12 protein-coding genes are annotated in these 18996 nt (G+C 70.8%); 3 read left to right on the top strand and 9 right to left on the bottom strand.

Annotated elements, in window-relative coordinates:
• Nucleotides 1–71 precede the first annotated feature (71 nt).
• On the top strand, nucleotides 72–2435 hold the full coding sequence (locus tag ACWEFL_RS32295; protein WP_451719597.1) for a Tex family protein: 2364 nt from the start codon (nucleotides 72–74) through the stop codon (nucleotides 2433–2435).
• 49 nt (nucleotides 2436–2484) lie between these two features.
• Here the strand turns inward: ACWEFL_RS32295 and ACWEFL_RS32290 are convergent, their stop codons facing one another.
• The 6 genes from ACWEFL_RS32290 to ACWEFL_RS32265 form a co-directional block, all read right to left on the bottom strand.
• Nucleotides 2485–4122 (bottom strand): ABC-F family ATP-binding cassette domain-containing protein, encoded by a 1638-nt coding sequence (locus ACWEFL_RS32290; RefSeq protein WP_451719594.1) that lies wholly within the window; start codon nucleotides 4120–4122, stop codon nucleotides 2485–2487.
• A gap of 64 nt (nucleotides 4123–4186) precedes the next feature.
• The gene (locus ACWEFL_RS32285) at nucleotides 4187–5911 is read right to left on the bottom strand and encodes a BCCT family transporter (RefSeq protein WP_451719592.1); all 1725 of its coding nucleotides are present in this window, start codon (nucleotides 5909–5911) and stop codon (nucleotides 4187–4189) included.
• 84 nt (nucleotides 5912–5995) lie between these two features.
• Nucleotides 5996–7276, bottom strand: a complete 1281-nt coding sequence (locus ACWEFL_RS32280) for a M14 family metallopeptidase (RefSeq protein WP_451719590.1) — start codon at nucleotides 7274–7276, stop codon at nucleotides 5996–5998.
• Nucleotides 7273–9252, bottom strand: a complete 1980-nt coding sequence (locus ACWEFL_RS32275) for a Xaa-Pro dipeptidyl-peptidase (protein ID WP_451719587.1) — start codon at nucleotides 9250–9252, stop codon at nucleotides 7273–7275. The genes ACWEFL_RS32280 and ACWEFL_RS32275 overlap by 4 nt, the downstream gene beginning before the upstream one ends.
• Before the next feature lie 213 nt (nucleotides 9253–9465).
• On the bottom strand, nucleotides 9466–9960 hold the full coding sequence (locus ACWEFL_RS32270; RefSeq protein WP_451719585.1) for a F0F1 ATP synthase subunit B family protein: 495 nt from the start codon (nucleotides 9958–9960) through the stop codon (nucleotides 9466–9468).
• A 214-nt stretch (nucleotides 9961–10174) separates the two neighbouring features.
• The gene (locus ACWEFL_RS32265; protein WP_451719583.1) at nucleotides 10175–11218 is read right to left on the bottom strand and encodes an AraC-like ligand-binding domain-containing protein; all 1044 of its coding nucleotides are present in this window, start codon (nucleotides 11216–11218) and stop codon (nucleotides 10175–10177) included.
• Nucleotides 11219–11787: 569 nt separating this feature from the next.
• Between ACWEFL_RS32265 and ACWEFL_RS32260 the strand changes: the two genes are divergently transcribed.
• Nucleotides 11788–12801 (top strand): AraC-like ligand-binding domain-containing protein, encoded by a 1014-nt coding sequence (locus tag ACWEFL_RS32260; protein WP_451719581.1) that lies wholly within the window; start codon nucleotides 11788–11790, stop codon nucleotides 12799–12801.
• Nucleotides 12802–12943: 142 nt separating this feature from the next.
• On the top strand, nucleotides 12944–13711 hold the full coding sequence (locus ACWEFL_RS32255) for a MerR family transcriptional regulator (RefSeq protein WP_451719579.1): 768 nt from the start codon (nucleotides 12944–12946) through the stop codon (nucleotides 13709–13711).
• Nucleotides 13712–13958: 247 nt separating this feature from the next.
• Here the strand turns inward: ACWEFL_RS32255 and ACWEFL_RS32250 are convergent, their stop codons facing one another.
• From ACWEFL_RS32250 to ACWEFL_RS32240, 3 genes are read right to left on the bottom strand one after another with little or no spacing between them, the layout of a single operon-like run.
• The gene (locus ACWEFL_RS32250; protein ID WP_451719576.1) at nucleotides 13959–16136 is read right to left on the bottom strand and encodes a 3-hydroxyacyl-CoA dehydrogenase NAD-binding domain-containing protein; all 2178 of its coding nucleotides are present in this window, start codon (nucleotides 16134–16136) and stop codon (nucleotides 13959–13961) included.
• Nucleotides 16137–16188: 52 nt separating this feature from the next.
• Entirely contained in the window at nucleotides 16189–17424 is a 1236-nt protein-coding gene (locus ACWEFL_RS32245; protein WP_451719573.1) for an acetyl-CoA C-acetyltransferase, read from the bottom strand.
• 37 nt (nucleotides 17425–17461) lie between these two features.
• Nucleotides 17462–18601: a CaiB/BaiF CoA transferase family protein gene (locus tag ACWEFL_RS32240; protein ID WP_451719570.1), complete on the bottom strand. Its 1140-nt coding sequence runs from the start codon at nucleotides 18599–18601 to the stop codon at nucleotides 17462–17464.
• Nucleotides 18602–18996 lie beyond the last annotated feature (395 nt).

Here is an 18996-nt window from a genome sequence, read left to right as displayed (position 1 = left end):
GTTCTCGACGTGTGCGTTTGGCAGAATGCAGGCTCAAGCACAGCCAGCACGAGAAGGCGAGTCGGGGAACCGTGACGATGTCCATCGAAGGCAGGATCGCCGAGGAACTCGGGGTACGCGAGCGGCAGGTCGAAGCGGCTGTTGGGCTGCTGGACGGCGGGTCGACCGTGCCCTTCATCGCGCGGTACCGCAAAGAGGCGACCGAGATGCTCGACGACGCGCAACTGCGCACGCTCGAAGAGCGGCTGAGGTATCTGCGGGAGCTGGAGGAGCGGCGGGCGTCGATCCTGGAATCCGTGCGCGAGCAGGGCAAGCTGGACGAAGCGCTGGAGGCGCAGATCCGTGGCGCGGACACCAAAGCGCGCCTTGAGGACATCTATCTGCCCTTCAAGCCCAAGCGGCGCACGAAGGCCCAGATCGCTCGCGAAGCCGGTCTCGAACCGCTGGCCGAGGGGCTGCTGAGCGATCCCTCGGTGGAACCCCTGACCGCCGCCACCGCCTTCGTGGACGCCGACAAGGGCGTGGCGGATCCGGCGGCGGCGCTGGAGGGCGCACGGGCGATCCTCACCGAGCGTTTCTCGGAGGACGCCGATCTCATCGGCGAGCTGCGGGAGCGGATGTGGACGCGCGGCCGGCTCGCCGCGAAGGTGCGGGAGGGCAAGGAGGAGCCGGGCGCGAAGTTCTCCGACTACTTCGACTTCAGCGAGCCGTTCACCGAGTTGCCCTCGCACCGGGTGCTCGCGATGTTCCGGGGCGAGAAGGAGGACGTCCTCGATCTCGTCCTGGAGCCGGAGGAGCCGGCCGCCGAGCCCGGCCCCTCCGCGTACGAGCGCATGGTCGCACGGCGCTTCGAGATCGCCGACCGGGGACGGCCCGGCGACAAGTGGCTCGCGGACACGGTCCGCTGGGCCTGGCGGACCAGGATCCTCGTCCACCTCGGGATCGATCTGCGGCTGCGGCTGCGCACGGCGGCCGAGGACGAGGCGGTGCGGGTCTTCGCCGCGAACCTGCGTGATCTGCTGCTCGCCGCGCCCGCCGGGACACGCGCCACGCTGGGGCTGGACCCCGGCTTCCGTACCGGGGTGAAGGTGGCCGTCGTGGACGCGACCGGGAAGGTCGTCGCCACCGACACGATCTATCCGCACGTTCCGGCGAACAAGTGGGACGAGTCGCTGACGAAGCTGGCCCGGCTCGCCGAGGAGCACTCGGTCGATCTCATCGCGATCGGCAACGGCACGGCGTCCCGCGAGACCGACAAGCTCGCGGGAGAGCTGATCGCCAGGCGCCCCGAGCTGAATCTGACGAAGGTGATGGTGTCGGAGGCGGGCGCGTCCGTGTACTCGGCGTCCGCGTTCGCCTCGCAGGAACTGCCCGGTCTCGATGTGTCGCTGCGCGGTGCCGTCTCCATCGCACGCCGCCTTCAGGACCCGCTCGCCGAGCTGGTGAAGATCGACCCCAAGTCGATCGGTGTCGGCCAGTACCAGCACGATCTGTCCGAGGTGAAGCTCTCGCGCTCGCTGGACGCGGTCGTCGAGGACTGTGTGAACGGGGTCGGCGTCGACGTCAACACGGCGTCCGCGCCGCTGCTTTCACGGGTCTCCGGCATCAGCACGGGCCTCGCGGAGAACATCGTCGCCCACCGGGACGCCAACGGGCCCTTCCGGGCGCGTACCGCGCTGAAGGATGTGGCGCGGCTCGGTCCGAAGGCGTACGAGCAGTGCGCGGGCTTCCTCCGGATCCGGGGCGGTGACGATCCGCTGGACGGGTCCAGCGTGCACCCGGAGGCGTATCCGGTGGTCCGGCGCATGGTGAAGACGGCGGGCGGCGAGGTCGCGTCGCTGATCGGCAACACCGGAGCGCTGCGGTCCCTGCGGCCGGATGATTTCGTCGACGAGAAGTTCGGTCTGCCGACCGTGACGGACATCCTGCGCGAGTTGGAGAAGCCGGGGCGGGACCCGCGGCCCGCGTTCAAGACGGCCACCTTCAAGGAAGGTGTCGAGAAGATCGGCGATCTGACCTCGGGTCTGATCCTCGAAGGCGTCGTCACCAATGTCGCCGCGTTCGGGGCGTTCGTGGACATCGGCGTCCACCAGGACGGGCTGGTCCATGTGTCCGCCATGTCGAAGACGTTCGTGAAGGACCCGCGCGATGTGGTGAAGCCCGGCGACGTGGTGAAGGTCAAGGTCCTCGACATCGACATCCCGCGCAAGCGGATCTCGCTGACGCTGCGTCTCGACGACGAGGCGACGCCCAGGGCCCAGGGCGGAGGCGGTCAGCGCGGGGAGGGCGACGGACGGGGTGAGCCCAGGCAGCGGGGCGGCCGTCCGCAGCAGCGGGGCGGCGGTGGCCGTGGCCGAGAGCGTCAGGCTCCTCCCCCGGCGAACAGCGCGATGGCGGACGCGCTGCGACGGGCGGGGTTGACGGGCCGCGGGTGAGCTGCGCTCGGCCGGGCTGGGGCACCCGGGGTGCCCCAGCCCGCCACTCTCAGAAGACGACCAGCTTGCCGCTCGTCATCTCGACGCGTCGGTTGACGTGCACCGCCTCCAGCATGCGGCGGTCGTGGGTGACCAGGAGCAGCGTGCCCGGATAGGCGTCGAGCGCCGACTCCAGCTGTTCGATCGCGGGCAGGTCGAGATGGTTCGTCGGCTCGTCGAGTACGAGGAGGTTGACGCCCCGGCCCTGGAGCAGGGCGAGCGCGGCGCGGGTGCGCTCGCCCGGGGAGAGTGTGGTGGCGGGGCGGAGCACATGGGCCGCCTTGAGGCCGAACTTGGCGAGCAGGGTGCGGACCTCCGCCGGTTCGGTGTCGGGGACGGCGGCGCAGAAGGCGTCGAGCAGGGACTCGGTCCCGTAGAAGAGACCGCGTGCCTGGTCGACCTCGCCGACGACGACGCCCGAGCCGAGGGAGGCGTGGCCCGCGTCCAGTGGGAGGCGGCCCAGCAGGGCGGCCAGAAGCGTCGACTTGCCCGAGCCGTTGGCTCCGGTGATGGCGACCCTGTCGGCCCAGTCGATCTGGAGCGAGGCGGGCCCGAAGCGGAAGTCCCCGCGCCGGACCTCGGCGTCGCGGAGGGTCGCCACGACGGAGCCGGAGCGCGGGGCGGCGGCGATCTCCATCCGCAGGTCCCACTCCTTGCGGGGTTCCTCGACGACTTCGAGGCGCTCGATCATGCGCTGGGTCTGGCGGGCCTTGGCGGCCTGCTTCTCGCTGGTGTCGCTGCGGAATCCGCGTACGAGCTTGTCGTTGTCGGACGCCTTGCGGCGGGCGTTCCTGGTGCCCTTGTCCATCCAGGATCGCTGCATCCGGGCCCGGCCTTCGAGGGCCGACTTCTTCTGCGCGAACTCCTCGTACTCCTCGCGGGCGTGCCGCCGGGCGGTGTCCCGCTCGTCGAGGTAGGCCGTGTATCCGCCGCCGTACAGGGTGATCTGCTGCTGGGCGAGGTCGAGTTCGAGGACCTTGGTGACCGTGCGGGTGAGGAATTCACGATCGTGGCTGACGACGACCGTGCCCGCGCGCAGTCCGCGTACGAAGCTCTCCAGGCGTTCCAGACCGTCGAGGTCGAGATCGTTGGTGGGCTCGTCGAGCAGGAAGACGTCGTAGCGGGAGAGCAGGAGTGAGGCGAGGCCGGCGCGGGCGGCCTGGCCGCCGGAGAGCGCGGTCATCGGGTGGTCGAGGCCGACGGTCAGGCCGAGCGTCGCGGCGACTTCGTCGGCGCGCTCGTCGAGGTCGGCCCCGCCGAGGGCGAGCCAGCGTTCCAGGCTGACCGCGTACGCGTCGTCGGCGCCGGGAGCGCCGTCGACGAGTGCCTGTGTCGACTCGTCCATGGCGGTCTGCGCGGCGGCGACACCGGTCCGGCGGGCGAGGAAGTCCCGTACGGTCTCGCCCGGCCGCCGCTCCGGCTCCTGCGGGAGATGGCCGATGGCGGCGGTGGGCGGCGAGAGCTTCAGCCCGCCCTCCTCGGGCCGGTCGAGACCGGCGAGCATCCGCAGCAGGGTCGACTTGCCGGCCCCGTTCGCACCGACGAGCCCGATCACATCGCCGGGTGCGACGACGAGATCGAGGCCGGAGAACAGCGCACGGTCGCCGTGTGCCGCGGCGAGGTCCTTGGCGACAAGAGTTGCAGTCATCAGATGACCGATCCTAACCGGGGCGCGGACACGGTCGCGGATCGCGTGGCGGCGGGGCGTCTCCTCACCGCGCCTCCCCCGCGTCGCCCGCGTCGCCCGCGTCCGCCGTGCCCGGTCCGATGCGGATCTCGAAGTCGCCGTCGTACCGCTCCTGCCCCGCGATGACGGCGGACTCGACGACCTCCGCGCACTGTTCGCCCCGGACGATCAGCGGATCACGGCGGAGATCGCGCATCAGGGCGACGCACATGCCCACCATCACGATCACGAAGGGCGCGGCCACCAGGATCGTCAGGTTCTGAAGGCCCGCGAGGGCGTCGCCCTGGCCGTTGCCGATGAGGAGCATGATCGCGGCGACCGCGCCGGTCACCGCACCCCAGAAGACGACGACGAGCCGGGCCGGTTCGAAGGCGCCGTGCTGGGACAGTGTGCCCATGACCAAGGATGCCGCGTCGGCGCCGGAGACGAAGAAGATGCCGACGAGGATCATCACGAGCACGCTCATCGCCGTGGCGATCGGGTACTGCTGGAGCAGCGCGAAGAGCTGGGCCTCCGGGGTGGACTCGTCGCCGAGCCGGCCGCGTTCCCGGAGCTTCATCGCCGTGCCGCCGAAGACGGCGAACCAGACGAGGCTGACGGTGCTCGGCACCAGGATGACCCCGCCGACGAACTGACGGATCGTCCGTCCACGGCTGATCCTGGCGATGAACATGCCGACGAACGGCGTCCATGAGATCCACCAGGCCCAGTAGAAGACCGTCCAGCTGCCCAGCCAGTCGGGGAGGTTCTTCCCGCCCGTCGCCTCGGTGCGCCCGGCGAGCTGGGGCAGATCGCCGAAGTACGAGGCGATGGAGGTGGGCAGCAGATCGAGGACGATGACGGTCGGTCCCGCGATGAAGACGAAGAGGGCCAGCAGCAGCGCCAGCACCATATTGGTGTTGGACAGCCACTGGATGCCCTTCTCGACGCCGGAGACCGCGGAGAGGACGAACGCGGCGGTCAGCACGGCGATGACGGTGACGAGCAGTCCGGTGCCGACCTCGTCCAGCCAGCCCAGTTCGGTGAAGCCGCTGCCGATCTGCAGGGCCCCGAGGCCGAGGGAGGCGGCGGATCCGAAGAGGGTGGCGAAGATCGCCAGAATGTCGATGAACCGGCCGATGCCGCCCTGGCACCGCTTCTTCCCGATCAGTGGTTCGAACACGGCGCTGATGGTCTGCCGTCGCCGTCGGCGGAAGGTGCTGTACGCGATGGCGAGCCCGACGACCGCGTAGATGCCCCAGGGGTGGAGCGTCCAGTGGAAGAGCGTGGTGGCCATGGCGGTCTGCATGGCCTCCGCCGAGTCGGCGGGGTGGGTGCCGGGGGGCGGGGAGACGTAGTGGGCGAGCGGTTCGCTCACCCCGTAGAACATCAGGCCGATGCCCATACCGGCGCTGAACATCATCGCGACCCATGAGACCGTGCGGAACTCGGGGGTCTCGCCCTCGTCGCCGAGCGGGATCCTCCCATAACGGCTGATGGCGAGCCAGAGCGCGAAGACCACGAAACCGGAGGCCGCCAGGACGAAGGCCCACCCGGCGTTGTGGATCAGCCCGGTCAGCAGGGAGCCGCTGATGTCCTGGAGCGCTTCGGTGGCGAGAGAGCCCCAGATGACGAACGCGACGGTGAGGACGGCGGTGACCCCGAAGACCACCCGGTCGGTCGTGGGGGGCTCGTGCCCGTGGAGAGGACCGGGGAGACCGGCCGTCACAGGCCCGGCCCCCCGGTCGTCCGGCTGCTGTCCGTGCGACACGAATGGCACCTTTCGAGGGGGTATACGAGACAGATCACTTCTGTCCCCGTTACCCCCTACCACAGGCGGCCCGTGTCGCCGGGCTCAACAGGCTGTGACGGGCTGTCCCGTTGTGAGGTGGTACGTCGCCCGTGCGTCCAGCAGCAGGGGGATCAGTTCCCGCTGGGACTGGCGCAGGGGGACGAACGCTCCGTCGCCGTCGCGCTTCGACCCGACCCCGTGCAGCGCCAGTTCGTCCCCCACGTCGGCGAACTGGTCGGCGCTGAGGCGGTAGCCGCACGGCGGGTCGGCGAGTGTCTCCTCGGGGGTCGCGGGGTCGTTGTCCGCACCGCCGAGATAGACCGGGCCACGGTCCTGGAATCCCGCGAGCCGCGCCGCCTTCGTCGCCGCACCGATCCGGCCGCGGCGTTCGTCCGCGAAGGACAGCAGCCCGTCCAGCGCGGCGAGTTGACTGTCGACGCGACGCCGGTTGTTCACCGACTCGTCCGCCTTCTCCTCCTGGGTGAGGGGGTCGACCCGGCTCTCGATGAGGAGTCCGAGCGCGTTCTTGACGCCCGAGGCGTTGCGCAGGATGCGTTCCTGGCCGTCGCCCGCCACTTGCCTGACGGGCTCGCCGGTGACGGGGTCGGTCCAGATCCCGTAGGTGCCGGCGGTGTATCCCTCCTCGTGCGCGGCCGGGCGGACATAACTCTCCGAGAGGGTCTTCGACTCACGGTGGACCCCGGCGTCGGTGTTGAGGTTGCGCGGCCAGAGGTCGAACAGATCCTTGTCGTAGTACCGGGGTGTGGCGCTGTACTCGTGCAGGTCGTACACGACGTCCGGGCGTTCGTCCCGGATGACCGCGGCCATCGCCCGGCCTTCGGCCGTCTTGAGCGCGATGTGGTCGCGGTTGATGTCCACCCGGTCGGAGTTGCCGCGCGTGTCTGCCGCCCTTCCGTCCGGGTTGGCGGTGGGCACCACGAGGATCCGGGTACGGGAGAGCAGCCGGCGCGTCTCGCGGTCCTTGGCGTATCCGAGGTCGCGGATCGTGGAGAGACAGGCTTCCCGGCCGGACGGCTCGTCGCCGTGCTGGGAGCAGATCAGCAGAACGGTGCTGTCCGCGTGCCGGTTTCCGATGCGTACGAGCTGGAGCGGACGCCCCTGCTTCGTCGTACCGACCCGGCCGACCGAGACCCGGTCGCTGCCCCGGTCGACGGCGGCGAGGAAGGTCTGCTCCTCGGGCTGGCCGGTCCAGCGCGCGCCGTCGCTGATCTCGAAGCCGGTGCGCGGCACACCGTGGGACGCCTCGGCGGGAAGGGTGACCAGGGGGACGGCGAGGGTGGCCGCCGCCGCGCCGAGGAGGAGGGTGCGGATTCGGGTCGTCATCGGCTGTCGCCTCCCGGTATCGGTCGGATGGGGCGCGGTTCGCTCACTCCGTCGAGCAGCGGGGCCTCCCGTCGCGCGGGCGTTGCCGCGGTGCCCGCCGTGGCGCGTTCGAAGGCGGGGACGCCGCCGACGACCGGCAGTTCGGCGGAGGTTCTGGCCAGATCGAGGGTGAGCGAGGGGGTGTCGGCGGGCGGGTCGATGAGGTCCCTGTCCGTGCCGGCGACGATCAGGGCGAGCCGGTGGCCGGCAGGGACCACATGGTCGCTCGCGTGCAGATCGAGGGTGATCGTGTACGGCCTGCCGGGGGTCAGCGGGCGGCCCTCGGCATCGGAGGCGTGGTTGCCGAGGTCGGCCCAGCCCCTGCTGAAGACGGTGTAGTCGACGGCCTTCGTCCGCGCCCTGGTCTCCTTGAAGCAGGCGCTGTCGCCGGGTGCGGACGCGCCCCAGCAGGTGCGCTCGGGCAGGGTGGTGATGCCTTCGCCCGACGCCCCGTAGTCGCGGATGGTGTCGGGGCCGAGGTCGACGAGGACGGCGGAGAGATGCGCGCTGCGGGTGGTCGGGGTGGCGGTGATCGTCACCTTGGACGAGCCGGAGAGCCGCAGTCCGCGGGCGAGCGGCTCGGTGACGAAGCCGGTCTTGGCCGGGGTCGTCCGGTCGATCGCCGCTGCCCAGTCGGTCTCGTCCTGGGTGCGGTCGTCGGTGAAGGTCTCGGTCGCACCGGGGCGGGCGCGCTTCAGCGAGAGTGTGCCGACGCCGGGTTCGGCGCCCTTGCCGGGCCGCAGCACGGTGGCGTCGGTGGCGCGCGGCGGCCAGACGCGGTCGGTGGACCACTGGTCGGGGGCGCGCTCGATGTCGGCCATGGGTTCGCGTTCGATCCCGTTGTCGTATCCGAGGAGGTAGTGGTCGAACCACCGGTGGAGGGTCTTCACCCACTCGGCGCGCCGGAAGTCGAACGGGTCGACATGGCCGACCTGGGAGAGCCACACTTTGCGCTCCACGCCCTCGTCGGCGAGGGCGTCCCACCACTGGCCGAAGTGCTTGCTGCGGACGTTGAGGTCCTGCATGCCGTGGACGGCGAAGACGCTGGCCTCGACCTTGTCGGCGTCGGGCAGATAGTCCCGTTCGCTCCACAGGCGGGTGAGGTCTCCGGAGCGCGGGGCCCCGTCGATCAGGCGTTGTTGGACGGCCTGGCAGCGGGTGCGGGCGTCGGGGCTCTCGACGTAGTTGGAGAGCCACTCCGGTCCGGAGTCGTAGAGGGGCGCGCCTTTGGCGAAGTAGTAGTCGTACCAGGAGGAGATGGCGCCGATCGGGACGATGGTCTCCAGGCCCTCGACCCCGGTGGCGGCGACACCGTTGGCGATCGTGCCGTCGTAGCTCTTGCCGATCATTCCGGTTCTGCCGTTGGTCCACGCGGCGCCCGCGCGTTCGGAGCCGGTACGGGTGGTGTAGCCGTGGGCCCGTCCGTTCAGCCAGTCGACGACGGCCTTGGCGGACTGGATGTCGGAGCGTCCGCCGACGTCGACGCAGCCGTCGGAGCGGTTGGTCCCGGCGAGGTCGACGGCGACGAAGGCGTAGCCGCGCGGGACGAAGTAGTTGTCGTAGTAGAGCGGGAACTGAACGGGGTTCCCGTTCGCGTCGTACGTCTTGCGCTGGCTCTCGTTGCCCCGCCCGCAGCAGGAGTAGTACGGGCTGGCGTCCATGATCACCGGGATCTTCCGCCCGCTGCGGGCGGTCTCCCGGGGCCGGACGATATCGACGGCGACCCGGTCCTTCCTTCCGTCGCCGTCGGCGTCGAGTCGGGTGTCCACCCATACGGATTCACGGATCGCGTTCTCGTACGAGTAGACGGGTCTGCTCTCCAGAGCCGGGGCGCTGTGCGCGCCCGTCGGGGAGAGGGTCATGGTCATCAGGGCGGCAGTCGCCGCCGCCATGAGCGATCTGTACGTCAAGCGGGTACCCCGCGTACGTATCGACATGGGCGGAAGGTACTCCTGTCAACTCCTTTGCAACAGAGGGCGATCAGGGCATCACTGCGACGCGTGGGGCGTATGGGTGGGGTTGTCTCGGGCGGGGGCCGGCCCCCGACGGGTACGGGAAGGCCGCGCCCGCTCCGACGGCGACCCGCGCGGCGCTCCGGTCGGCGCTCCGGTCGGCGGGTGGCCGTCGGCGGGGTTCCCGGTGAGCGGACGTCAGTCGTTGCGGCGGGGGGCGTCCTGCGGGGCGGGGAGGGGTTCGCCGACGACGCGCTCGGCGAGTGCGCGCGCCCAGGCGTCCACGTCCGAGCGCAGCGCCGCCTCGGCCACGATCCGCTCGGCCTCGATGGCGGCGGCGCCGTCGGCGAGGATCCGCTCGCGCTCCCGCATGCCCTCGGCGCGGGCGGCCGTGATCAGCTCCATGCCCTTCTCGGTCGCCGCCTGGCGGGTGCGCGCGGCTTCGTGGCGCGCCTCGGCGAGGATGGCCTCCCGCCGGGCGCGGACCTCCTCCGCCTCCGTGCGCACCTCTTCGGCCTGCTCCGTGACACCCTGGGTCATCCGCTCCCGCTCCGCGATCACGCGGGAGGCACGGGGCAGCAGCCGCTGGGAGAGCACCAGATAGACCAGGGCGAAGGACACCACTCCCACGACGAGGCCCCAGGCGGTCGGATTGAGCGGACCGAGATCAAAGGGAAAGATGCCGCCGTTCATAACCTCGACCTGCCTTTGCCGTGTCTGAACTGTCCGTTGGGGAGAAGAGCCCGTCCGCGACGGCGGAGTGGGGCCGATCCTACCGCCGCGGAAAGCGGACGCCGAGTGTCTGCCGTCCGAAAACCGCGGCTGCTCGGATGTGACTCGCACACCCGTCCCCGGCGGTCGGCCGTCCGGCGGCGGCCGCGTCCTGCGGGGTCAGGGGCGAGGCGGGTCAGCCGGGTGGGCTCCCCGCCTCGTCCCCCGGTCGTGGGCCTGTCGTCGTCTCCGCGTGCGCGGCGGTCGTCAGCAGCCCGTGCTGCGCTGCCCGTCGGCGGTAGGCGCGCGGAGGCTCCCCGTACACGGACCGGAACACCCGGCTGAAGTGCGCCTTGTTCGGGAGGCCCCAGCGCGCGGCGATGGCGTGGATCGATCGCTCCGCAAGCCGCGGGTCGGCGAGATCGCGCCGGCACCGCTCAAGCCGTTCATGCCGGATCCAGGCGGATACGGTCTGGCCGTCCTCCTCGAAGAGGGTGTAGAGGGAGCGACGCGACACCTGATGGACGGCCGCGATGTAGTCCGGCGTGAGTGAGGGGTTGGCGAGGTCGCGGCGGATGAACTGACGGATCTGCTCTCGGAGTGTTCGCCTGCGAACCTCCGGGGACAGCCCTGTCTCCGCCTCCGTGGCGTTGCCGAGCACCGACGCGAGAATGCTCGTGGTGACATCGGAGAGAGCGGGGACGTCGGCGGGGGTCAATTCGTGCGCGCGTCCTGTGATGTCTGTCAGCCAACCGGAGAAGACGCCTGCCAGACCACGGCTCAGGGGTATGGGCGTGGCCTGAACCCGTCTGAGGGCCTTGGGCGGCACGAAGAGCATGGTGCGGGGGACCTGAACGACCACGGATACCAGGTCGCCCGCTGGATGGTCGAGGCTCCCGCTGTAGGGAGTGGAGCTGTCCACAAGCACCAGATGCCCCACACCGAGGTTCGCGTCGTGCTTGCCCACGCTGATTCTGCCCTCCCCTCTCCGCGTCAACAGGGCGTGAAAGACCTCCGGGTCCTCCTGGCGTATCAGCGTCGCCGTGCGCGAAAAGGCCAGGCGCGGATGCGTCAGTGTGGAGATCTGAACCTCGCCGAGCCTCAAGGCTTTCACCGATGCCCGGAATGCGCCTTCCTCACGGCTTCGAAAACGGTTGGGTACATGCCACTGCCCGACGATCTCCTCGAACTGGGCGCGCCGTTCTCCGGAGTGCTGTGCGTCTGGACTGAAATCAGTCACCAGGTGTGCCAATCCAACACCTCTCCCATGCCTGTCGATGCCATGCCTGTTGATGCGAGGCTCATAGGTTTCTCGCCCGGGACGTGACGGCCCGGGACGCGTCGAACGTACGGGCTGTCGAAGCAGCCGCGGAAGAACCCGCGGGTCCGGGCCGCGAGTTTCGGCCTGGTTCCGGGTCCGGTGCCGCCCTGGGCAGATGCCGCGTGTCCCCCACCGGATCGCTCCCCCCAGCGGCCGGAACCCGTACCTTTCGGATCAAGAGCGTGGTCGCGCCTCATTGTGGGGTGCCGGGCCGGTACGGACCTTGCCGATGCGTGCACGCGCACAGCCGTTCAGTACACGGTCGGGGTGGACGCCATCCGCGTTGCCGCGTACTGCGGGCCCGTGCGCGGGTGGCGTTGCGCTGTGGCCGGGTCCGGGGCAGGGCCGTGATCCGGCCCGTTCAGGACAGGCTTGGTGGTCTCTGTCGCGGACCGTCCTCGTCCGGCAAGGTCGTCCCCGAGGCGTCGGCGCGGTCCGTCAACCGCTCCGGGGTCTCGTCGGTCAGCCGGTCCCGGAGGGGTGTACGCATGGTTGTGGTGACGGAGTTCAGCACGGAAGACGTGCCCGCGGCGGAGCGGTTCGAGCTGTACGAGAGCACGGCGTCCCGCTGGCACGGGCGCAACGTCCTGCGCAGTGAGCGGGCGGACGACTTCCTGGCCACGCTGCGGATCCTGGACCTCGGCGGCTGCCATGTGACCTCCATGTCCTGTCCGCATCTGCACGTCACCCGGACCTCGCGGCAGGCGGGGTCCGACGGTTCCGAGGTCTTCCAGCTCGTCCTGCTGCTCCGGGGAACAGGGGTGTTCACCCAGAACCGGCAGGAGACCCCGGTGGAAGCCGGGCACCTGCTGGTCATCGACAACTCCCGCCCGTTCAGCGGCTTCCTCTCCCCGGACGGCGGCGCGCTGTCCTCCGTCATCGTCTACCTCCCGCGTCGGCTTCTGTCCCTGCCGCCCAGGACCACGGCAGCGGTGACCGCCGCCGCCATCCCGCTGAACAGCGGCATCGGCGCCGTCACCGCGCACTGGCTCACCGATCTGACCACCCGCGCCCACCAGTTCCGGCACTCCGATGCCAAGGCCCTGGCCGAGGCGACCACAGAACTCCTCACCACGGCCCTCGACCGCCACACCGCGGGCAGCGACGCGGCCCGGCCCGAATCACGCCCGCACGCGCTGCGGACGGAGATCCGGCACTTCATCCGGCGCCACCTCGGCAACCCCGCCCTCACCCCCACCGCCATCGCCGCCGCCCACCACATCTCCGTCGGCTACCTCCACCGGATCTTCCAGGACCAGGGAACGAGCGTCGCCGAGTGGATCCGCACCCAGCGCCTCGAACGCCTCCGCCACGACCTGACCGATCCCCGCCTGCACTCGACGCCCCTCGACACGCTCGCCCGGCACAACGGATTCACCAACGGCACACAGGCCAGGCGTCTCTTCCGCCGCACGTACGACACCACACCCGGCGACTACCGAGACCGGACGCTCGAGGAACGGCGGAACCAAAGCCGTGGGCAGCACCGCGAGGACTCCTGACGGCTCCACCGTACGGACCGGCGCCGACCAGCGGCCCGCGCCTTTCACAGCACCGGTGAGACAGCAATACTGTTGCACCGCGACGCGGTACCGCGATCACGAGCGGACCGGCGCGCGGGCGGGTGGGAAGCGAGGCGCAGGGATGGGGAGCGAGGCCGAGGAGACGGCGTACACCGTGGACGAGCTGGCCGCCAGGGCCGGGGTGACGGTGCGGACGGTCCGGTTCTACGGCACGCGGGGACTGCTGCCGCCGCCGGTGATCGGGCCGCGCCGGGTAGGGCAGTACGGGCCGGATCATCTCTCCCGGCTCGCGCTGATCGAGGAGCTTCAGCACCAGGGCATGACGCTGTCGGCGATCGAACGGTATCTGGAGCGTTTGCCCGCCGATCTGAGCGCGCACGATCTCGCGATCCACCGGGCGCTGGTGGCCTCCTGGGCTCCGGACTCCGCGGAGGCGGCCACGCACGCCGAGTTGGAGCGCAGGGCGGGACGGGCCCTCGGCGAGGACGACGTCGACCGGCTCGGGGCGATGGGCGCGGTCCGGCGGTCCGGCGGGCCGGACGCGTATCTGATCGATCCCGGGCTGCTGCGGCTCGGCGTACAGCTGCTGGACGTGCCCATCTCGTACGAGACGATCCTCGCGGCCCGTACGGTGCTGGTGGAACACACCCGTTCGGCGGCGTACGAGCTGACCCGGCTCTTCCGCGACGAGGTGTGGAACCCGTACCGGGAGCGGGAGTCGGACCCGGAGCGGGTCGCGGCGATGAGGTCGCTGTCCGCCCAGATGCGGCCGCTGGTGGCGCAGGCGCTGGTCACGGCGTTCCAGCGGTCGCTGAAGGAGGAGTTGCGGGCCGCGTTCGGGGCGTCGGAGCCGGACGGCGCCGAACGCGGCCCGCGGGACGGGGGCTGAGGACGGGCCCGCGGTCCCGGCGGGCGCACGACGACGGCCGCGGCACCGCGCCGCGCCGCCGCATCGCCCGGACACCCGGACACCCGGCCCCCTCGCCGCCCCTGACACCCGGTCATACGCACGGTCTTGCGCACGGTCTTGCGCGGTCACGTCCGAAGACGCCCGGTTCCCGGACCGGTCTCTTCCGTCTCACGGTGCACCGCCTCCGAGGCCGTGCACCGATCCACGGGGCGGCAGTGGACCGCTCTCAGGGAGCGTCGGCGAACTCCTCGCCGCGTTCCGCCTTCGCCACCAGCAGCGCGGGCGGCTCGAACCGCTCGCCGTAGCGGGCGGCCAGTTCGCGGGCTCGTGCCACGAAGCCCGGCAGACCGCCGTCGTATCCGTTGATGTACTGGAGCACACCGCCGGTCCAGGCAGGGAAGCCGATGCCCATGATCGAGCCGATATTGGCGTCGGCGACGGACGTGAGCACGTTCTCCTCCAGACAGCGCACGGAGTCGAGCGCCTCGGAGAACAGCATCCGTTCCTTCATGTCGGCGAAGGGGACATCGGTGTCCGCGGCGGCGAAGTGCTCCCGCAGTCCGGGCCACAGGGCCGTGCGCCGGCCGTCGTCGCCGTAGTCGTAGAACCCCGCTCCGCCGGCGCGTCCCGTACGCCCGAACTCGTCGACCATCCGGTCGACGACGGCGTCGGCGGGGTGCACGGCCCAGGTGCCACCGGACTCCTCCACCGCGCGCCGGGCCTCGTCGCGGATCCTGCGCGGGAGGGTGAGCGTCAGCTCGTCCATCAGGGAGAGCACCTTGGCGGGGTACCCGGCCTGCGCGGCGGCCTGCTCGACGGAGGCGGGGTCGACGCCTTCGCCGACCATCGCCACGCCCTCGTCGATGAACCGTCCGATGACGCGCGAGGTGAAGAAGCCGCGGGAGTCGTTGACGACGATCGGCGTCTTGCCGATCAGACGGACGAGGTCGAACGCGCGGGCCAGTGCCTCGTCGCCCGTCCGACCGCCCTTGACGATCTCGACCAGCGGCATCTTGTCGACGGGCGAGAAGAAGTGCAGTCCGATGAAGTCCTCGGGCCGGGCGACCCCTTCGGCGAGGACGGTGATGGGGAGGGTGGAGGTGTTGGAGCACAGGAGCGCGTCCGGTGCGACGACGCCCTGGATCTCCTCGAAGACCTTGTGTTTGAGAGCGGTGTCCTCGAACACGGCCTCGATGACGGCGTCGCACCCCGCGAGATCGGCGGAGTCCGCGGTCGGGACGATCCGCGCGAGCAGGGCGTCCCGCTTCGCCTCGGTCGTACGGCCCCGGGCGAGCGCCTTGGCGAGCAGGCCCTCGGAGTACGCCTTGCCCCGGTCCGCCGCCTCCTGCGAGACGTCCTTGAGGACGACGTCGAGACCGGCGCGGGCGCAGGAGTACGCGATGCCCGCGCCCATCATCCCGGCGCCGAGGACGGCGACCTTGCGGACGGGGCGCGCGGGGATCCCACGCGGCCGGCCGGCCCCGGAGTTGACCGCCTGGAGGTCGAAGAAGAACGCCTGGATCATGTTCTTGGCGGTCTGTCCGGTGACCAGTTCGGTGAAGTAGCGGGCCTCGATGGTCTGCGCGGTCTCGAAGTCGACCTGGGAGCCCTCCACGGCCGCCGCGAGGATGTTGCGCGGGGCGGGGTAGGGCGCGCCCGCGGTCTGCTTCTTCAGGTTCGCCGGGAAGGCGGGGAGGTCGGCGGCGAATCTCGGGCTGGACGGCGTGCCGCCGGGGATCTTGTACCCCCTGACGTCCCACGGCTGCCGGGATTCCGGGTTGGCGTCGATGAAGGCGCGCGCTCTGGCGAGCATCTCGTCGGGGGTGGCGGCCACTTCGTGGATCAGGCCGTTCTCCAGCGCGCGTGCCGGGGAGTACTGGGTGCCCTTCAGGAGGACCTTCAGCAGTGCGTCCGCGATGCCGAGGAGGCGTACGGAACGGGTGAGACCGCCGCCGCCGGGCAGCAGGCCGAGGGTGACCTCGGGCAGGCCGATCCTGGAGTCGGGGGCGTCGAGCGCGACGCGGTGGTGACAGGCGAGGGCGATCTCGTAACCGCCGCCCAGCGCGGTGCCGTTGACGGCGGCGACGACGGGCTTGCCGAGGGTCTCGATCCGGCGCAGGGCGTGCTTGACGCCCATGCCGGCGTCGAACACCCGCTGGGCTTGTTCGGGCCTGAGAAGGATCATGTCCCTGAGATCGCCGCCCGCGAAGAACGTCTTCTTGGCGGAGGTGACGATGATCCCCCGGATGGAGTCCTTCTCGGCCTCCGCCCGTTCGGCGACGGCCGTGATCGCGTCGCGGAACGCCTGGTTCATGGTGTTCGCGGACTGGCCGGGGTCGTCGAGGACCAGGGTGACGACACCGGTTCGGTCCTGTTCCCAGCGGATGGCGGTGCTCTCGGTCATGGTGCGGTTCTCCCGGCGGGTCGTGGGGGCGGAGGGGACTTCGGGGACACGGCTAGGCGCCTTCGGGCGACGGCTGTACGCGTTCGATCACCGTCGCGACGCCCATCCCGCCGCCGACGCAGAGCGTGGCGAGGCCGTACCGCTTGTCCTGCCGTTCCAGTTCGTCGATGAGGGTGCCGAGGATCATCGCGCCGGTCGCGCCGAGCGGATGGCCCAGGGCGATGGCCCCGCCGTTGACGTTGATCCGGTCCAGGGAGAGGTCCATGTCCCGCGCGAAGCGCAGGACGACGCCGGCGAACGCCTCGTTGATCTCGATGAGATCGATGTCGTCGATCGTCAGTCCGGCACGTGCGAGCGCCTTGCGGGTGGCGGGCGCGGGGCCGGTGAGCATGATGGTCGGCTCGGAGCCGGAGACCGCCGCCGAGACGATCCTGGCGCGCGGGGTGAGTCCGTACCGCTCGCCGATCTCCTTCGAGCCGACGGCGACGAGCGCCGCGCCGTCGACGATGCCGGAGGAGTTGCCCGCGTGGTGGACATGGTCGATCCGCTCGACCCAGTGGTACTTCTGGAGCGCCACGGCGTCGAAGCCGCCGAGGTCGCCGATGCCCGCGAAGGAGGGCTTGAGGGCGGCGAGGCTGTCGGCGGTGGTGCCGGGGCGCAGGTGCTCGTCGTGGTCGAGCACGACGAGGCCGTTGCGGTCGCGCACGGGGACGACGGACCGGTCGAAGCGTCCGTCCTTCCACGCGGCGGCGGCCCGCTCCTGGGAGAGGGCGGCGTACTCGTCCACATCGCGGCGGGAGAAGCCCTCGATGGTGGCGATGAGGTCGGCGCCGATGCCCTGGGGGACGAAGCCGACGGAGAAGTTGGTCATCGGATCGGCGAACCAGGCGCCGCCGTCGGAGGCCATCGGCACCCGTGACATCGACTCGACGCCGCCGGCGAGCACCAGGTCCTCCCACCCCGAACGGACCTTCATGGCCGCCATGTTGACGGCTTCGAGGCCCGAGGCGCAGAAGCGGTTCTCCTGTACTCCGGCGACGGTGTCGGGCAGTCCCGCCGCGATGGCGGCGATACGGGCGATGTCGGAGCCCTGATCGCCGACGGGCCCCACGACGCCGAGCACGATGTCGTCGACCGCGGCCGGGTCGAGTCCGGGGAAGCGGCCGCAGATCTCGTGGATGAGGCCGACGACGAGATCGATCGGCTTGGTGCCGTGCAGGGCGCCATTGGGCTTGCCGCGTCCGCGCGGGGTGCGGATCGCGTCGTAGACATACGCTTCGGTGCTCAAGGCGACGGCCTTTCGAGGGGTGAAGAGGGTGTGGGGGTCAGCTCGTGGCGAGTGAGGGCACATCCCAGTCTCGTGCCACGTCGGCCGTGTCGGCGCCCGGCACGGCCGGTCCCGTGCGGATGGATCCCGGTGTGGCGGAGAAGCGGGGCGCGGGTCCGGGCTGGGTGATCCCGCCGTTGTCGACGAAGGTGGCGCGGGCCGCGAGATGCGGGTGCGCGGGCGCTTCGCCGAGTGAGAGCACCGGGGCCACACAGGCGTCCGAGCCTTCGAAGACGGCTGTCCACTCCTCGCGGGTACGGGTCTTGAACCGGGCGGCGACGGCGGCCCGGAGTTCCTCCCAGCGGTCGAAGTCCTTACGGGCGGGCACCTCGTCCGCGATGCCCAGCAGCCGGATGAACTCGTCGTAGAACCGAGTCTCCAGCGCGCCCACCGCCATGTACCGGCCGTCGGCGGTCTCGTAGCAGCCGTAGAAGGGGCAGCCGCCGTCGAGGAGATTGGTCCCGCGCTCGTCCCGCCAGCCGCCCGCGGCCATCATCGCGTGGATCATGGTGGTGAGATGGGCCGTGCCGTCCACGATGGCCGCGTCGACGACCTGGCCCGTGCCGCCTTCGGCGCGGGCGTGCTGGAGGGCCGCGAGGACGCCGATGACGAGATAGAGCGAGCCTCCCGCGTAGTCCCCGAGGAGGTTGGCGGGGACTGTCGGGGGCTCACCGGACGCACCGATCATGCCGAGGGCGCCTGTGACGGCGATGTACGCGATGTCGTGTCCGGCGCGCTGGGCGAGCGGGCCGTCCTGGCCCCAGCCGGTCATGCGCCCGTACACCAGTCGCGGATTGCGGGCGAGGCACTCCTGCGGTCCCACGCCGAGCCGTTCGGCGACGCCGGGGCGGTATCCCTCGATGAGGATGTCGGCGCGCTCGACGAGGTCGAGCACACGGGCCGGTCCGTCCCCGGTCTTGATGTCGAGGAGTACGGAGCGCTTGTTGCGATTGGTGAGGTCGTACGCCGGGTCGATCGCGAGCCCGGAGCCGCCGGGCCTGTCGACGCGTACGACGTCGGCGCCGAGATCGGCGAGGTGCATGGCGGCGAAGGGACCGGGGCCGATGCCGGCCAGTTCGACCACCCGCACCCCGCTGAGCGGGCCGTTCCGTGTCGTATCGGTCGAGGTCGGCGTCATCTTCTGGCCCCCAGCGTTGATGTGACACAACTGATGTAACACCAGTGATGGTAGGAACGCGTTCCACCGCTTACAAGGGTTTCCCTCGGCGAGCGCCCGGATTCACCGGACGACCGGAGCAACGGCCCGGCGGAATGCTGTGCTCCGCTCGGTTGCCGCTGGGCTACGCGGCTTCTTCCCGGGCGCGTCGGCGCGCTGGGGTCTGCCGTTCGGATCAGGCCGGATCGGGGAGCGGGGCCGTGCCGTGCGGAGCAAGTCGGGCGAGCCGAAGAGGCGCGCGGGTCGCGTGCGTCGGGCAGGTGCCTGCCTGGCGGGTTCGCCGCCGGGCCGCGCTGGGAGGGTGCGTCGGATGGGTGCTGCGTCGGATGGGTTGGGGTGTCTCCCGGCGAGTGAGC

Source organism: Streptomyces sp. NPDC004838 (assembly GCF_053600955.1).
This window is presented reverse-complemented; position numbering and strand designations above follow the sequence as displayed.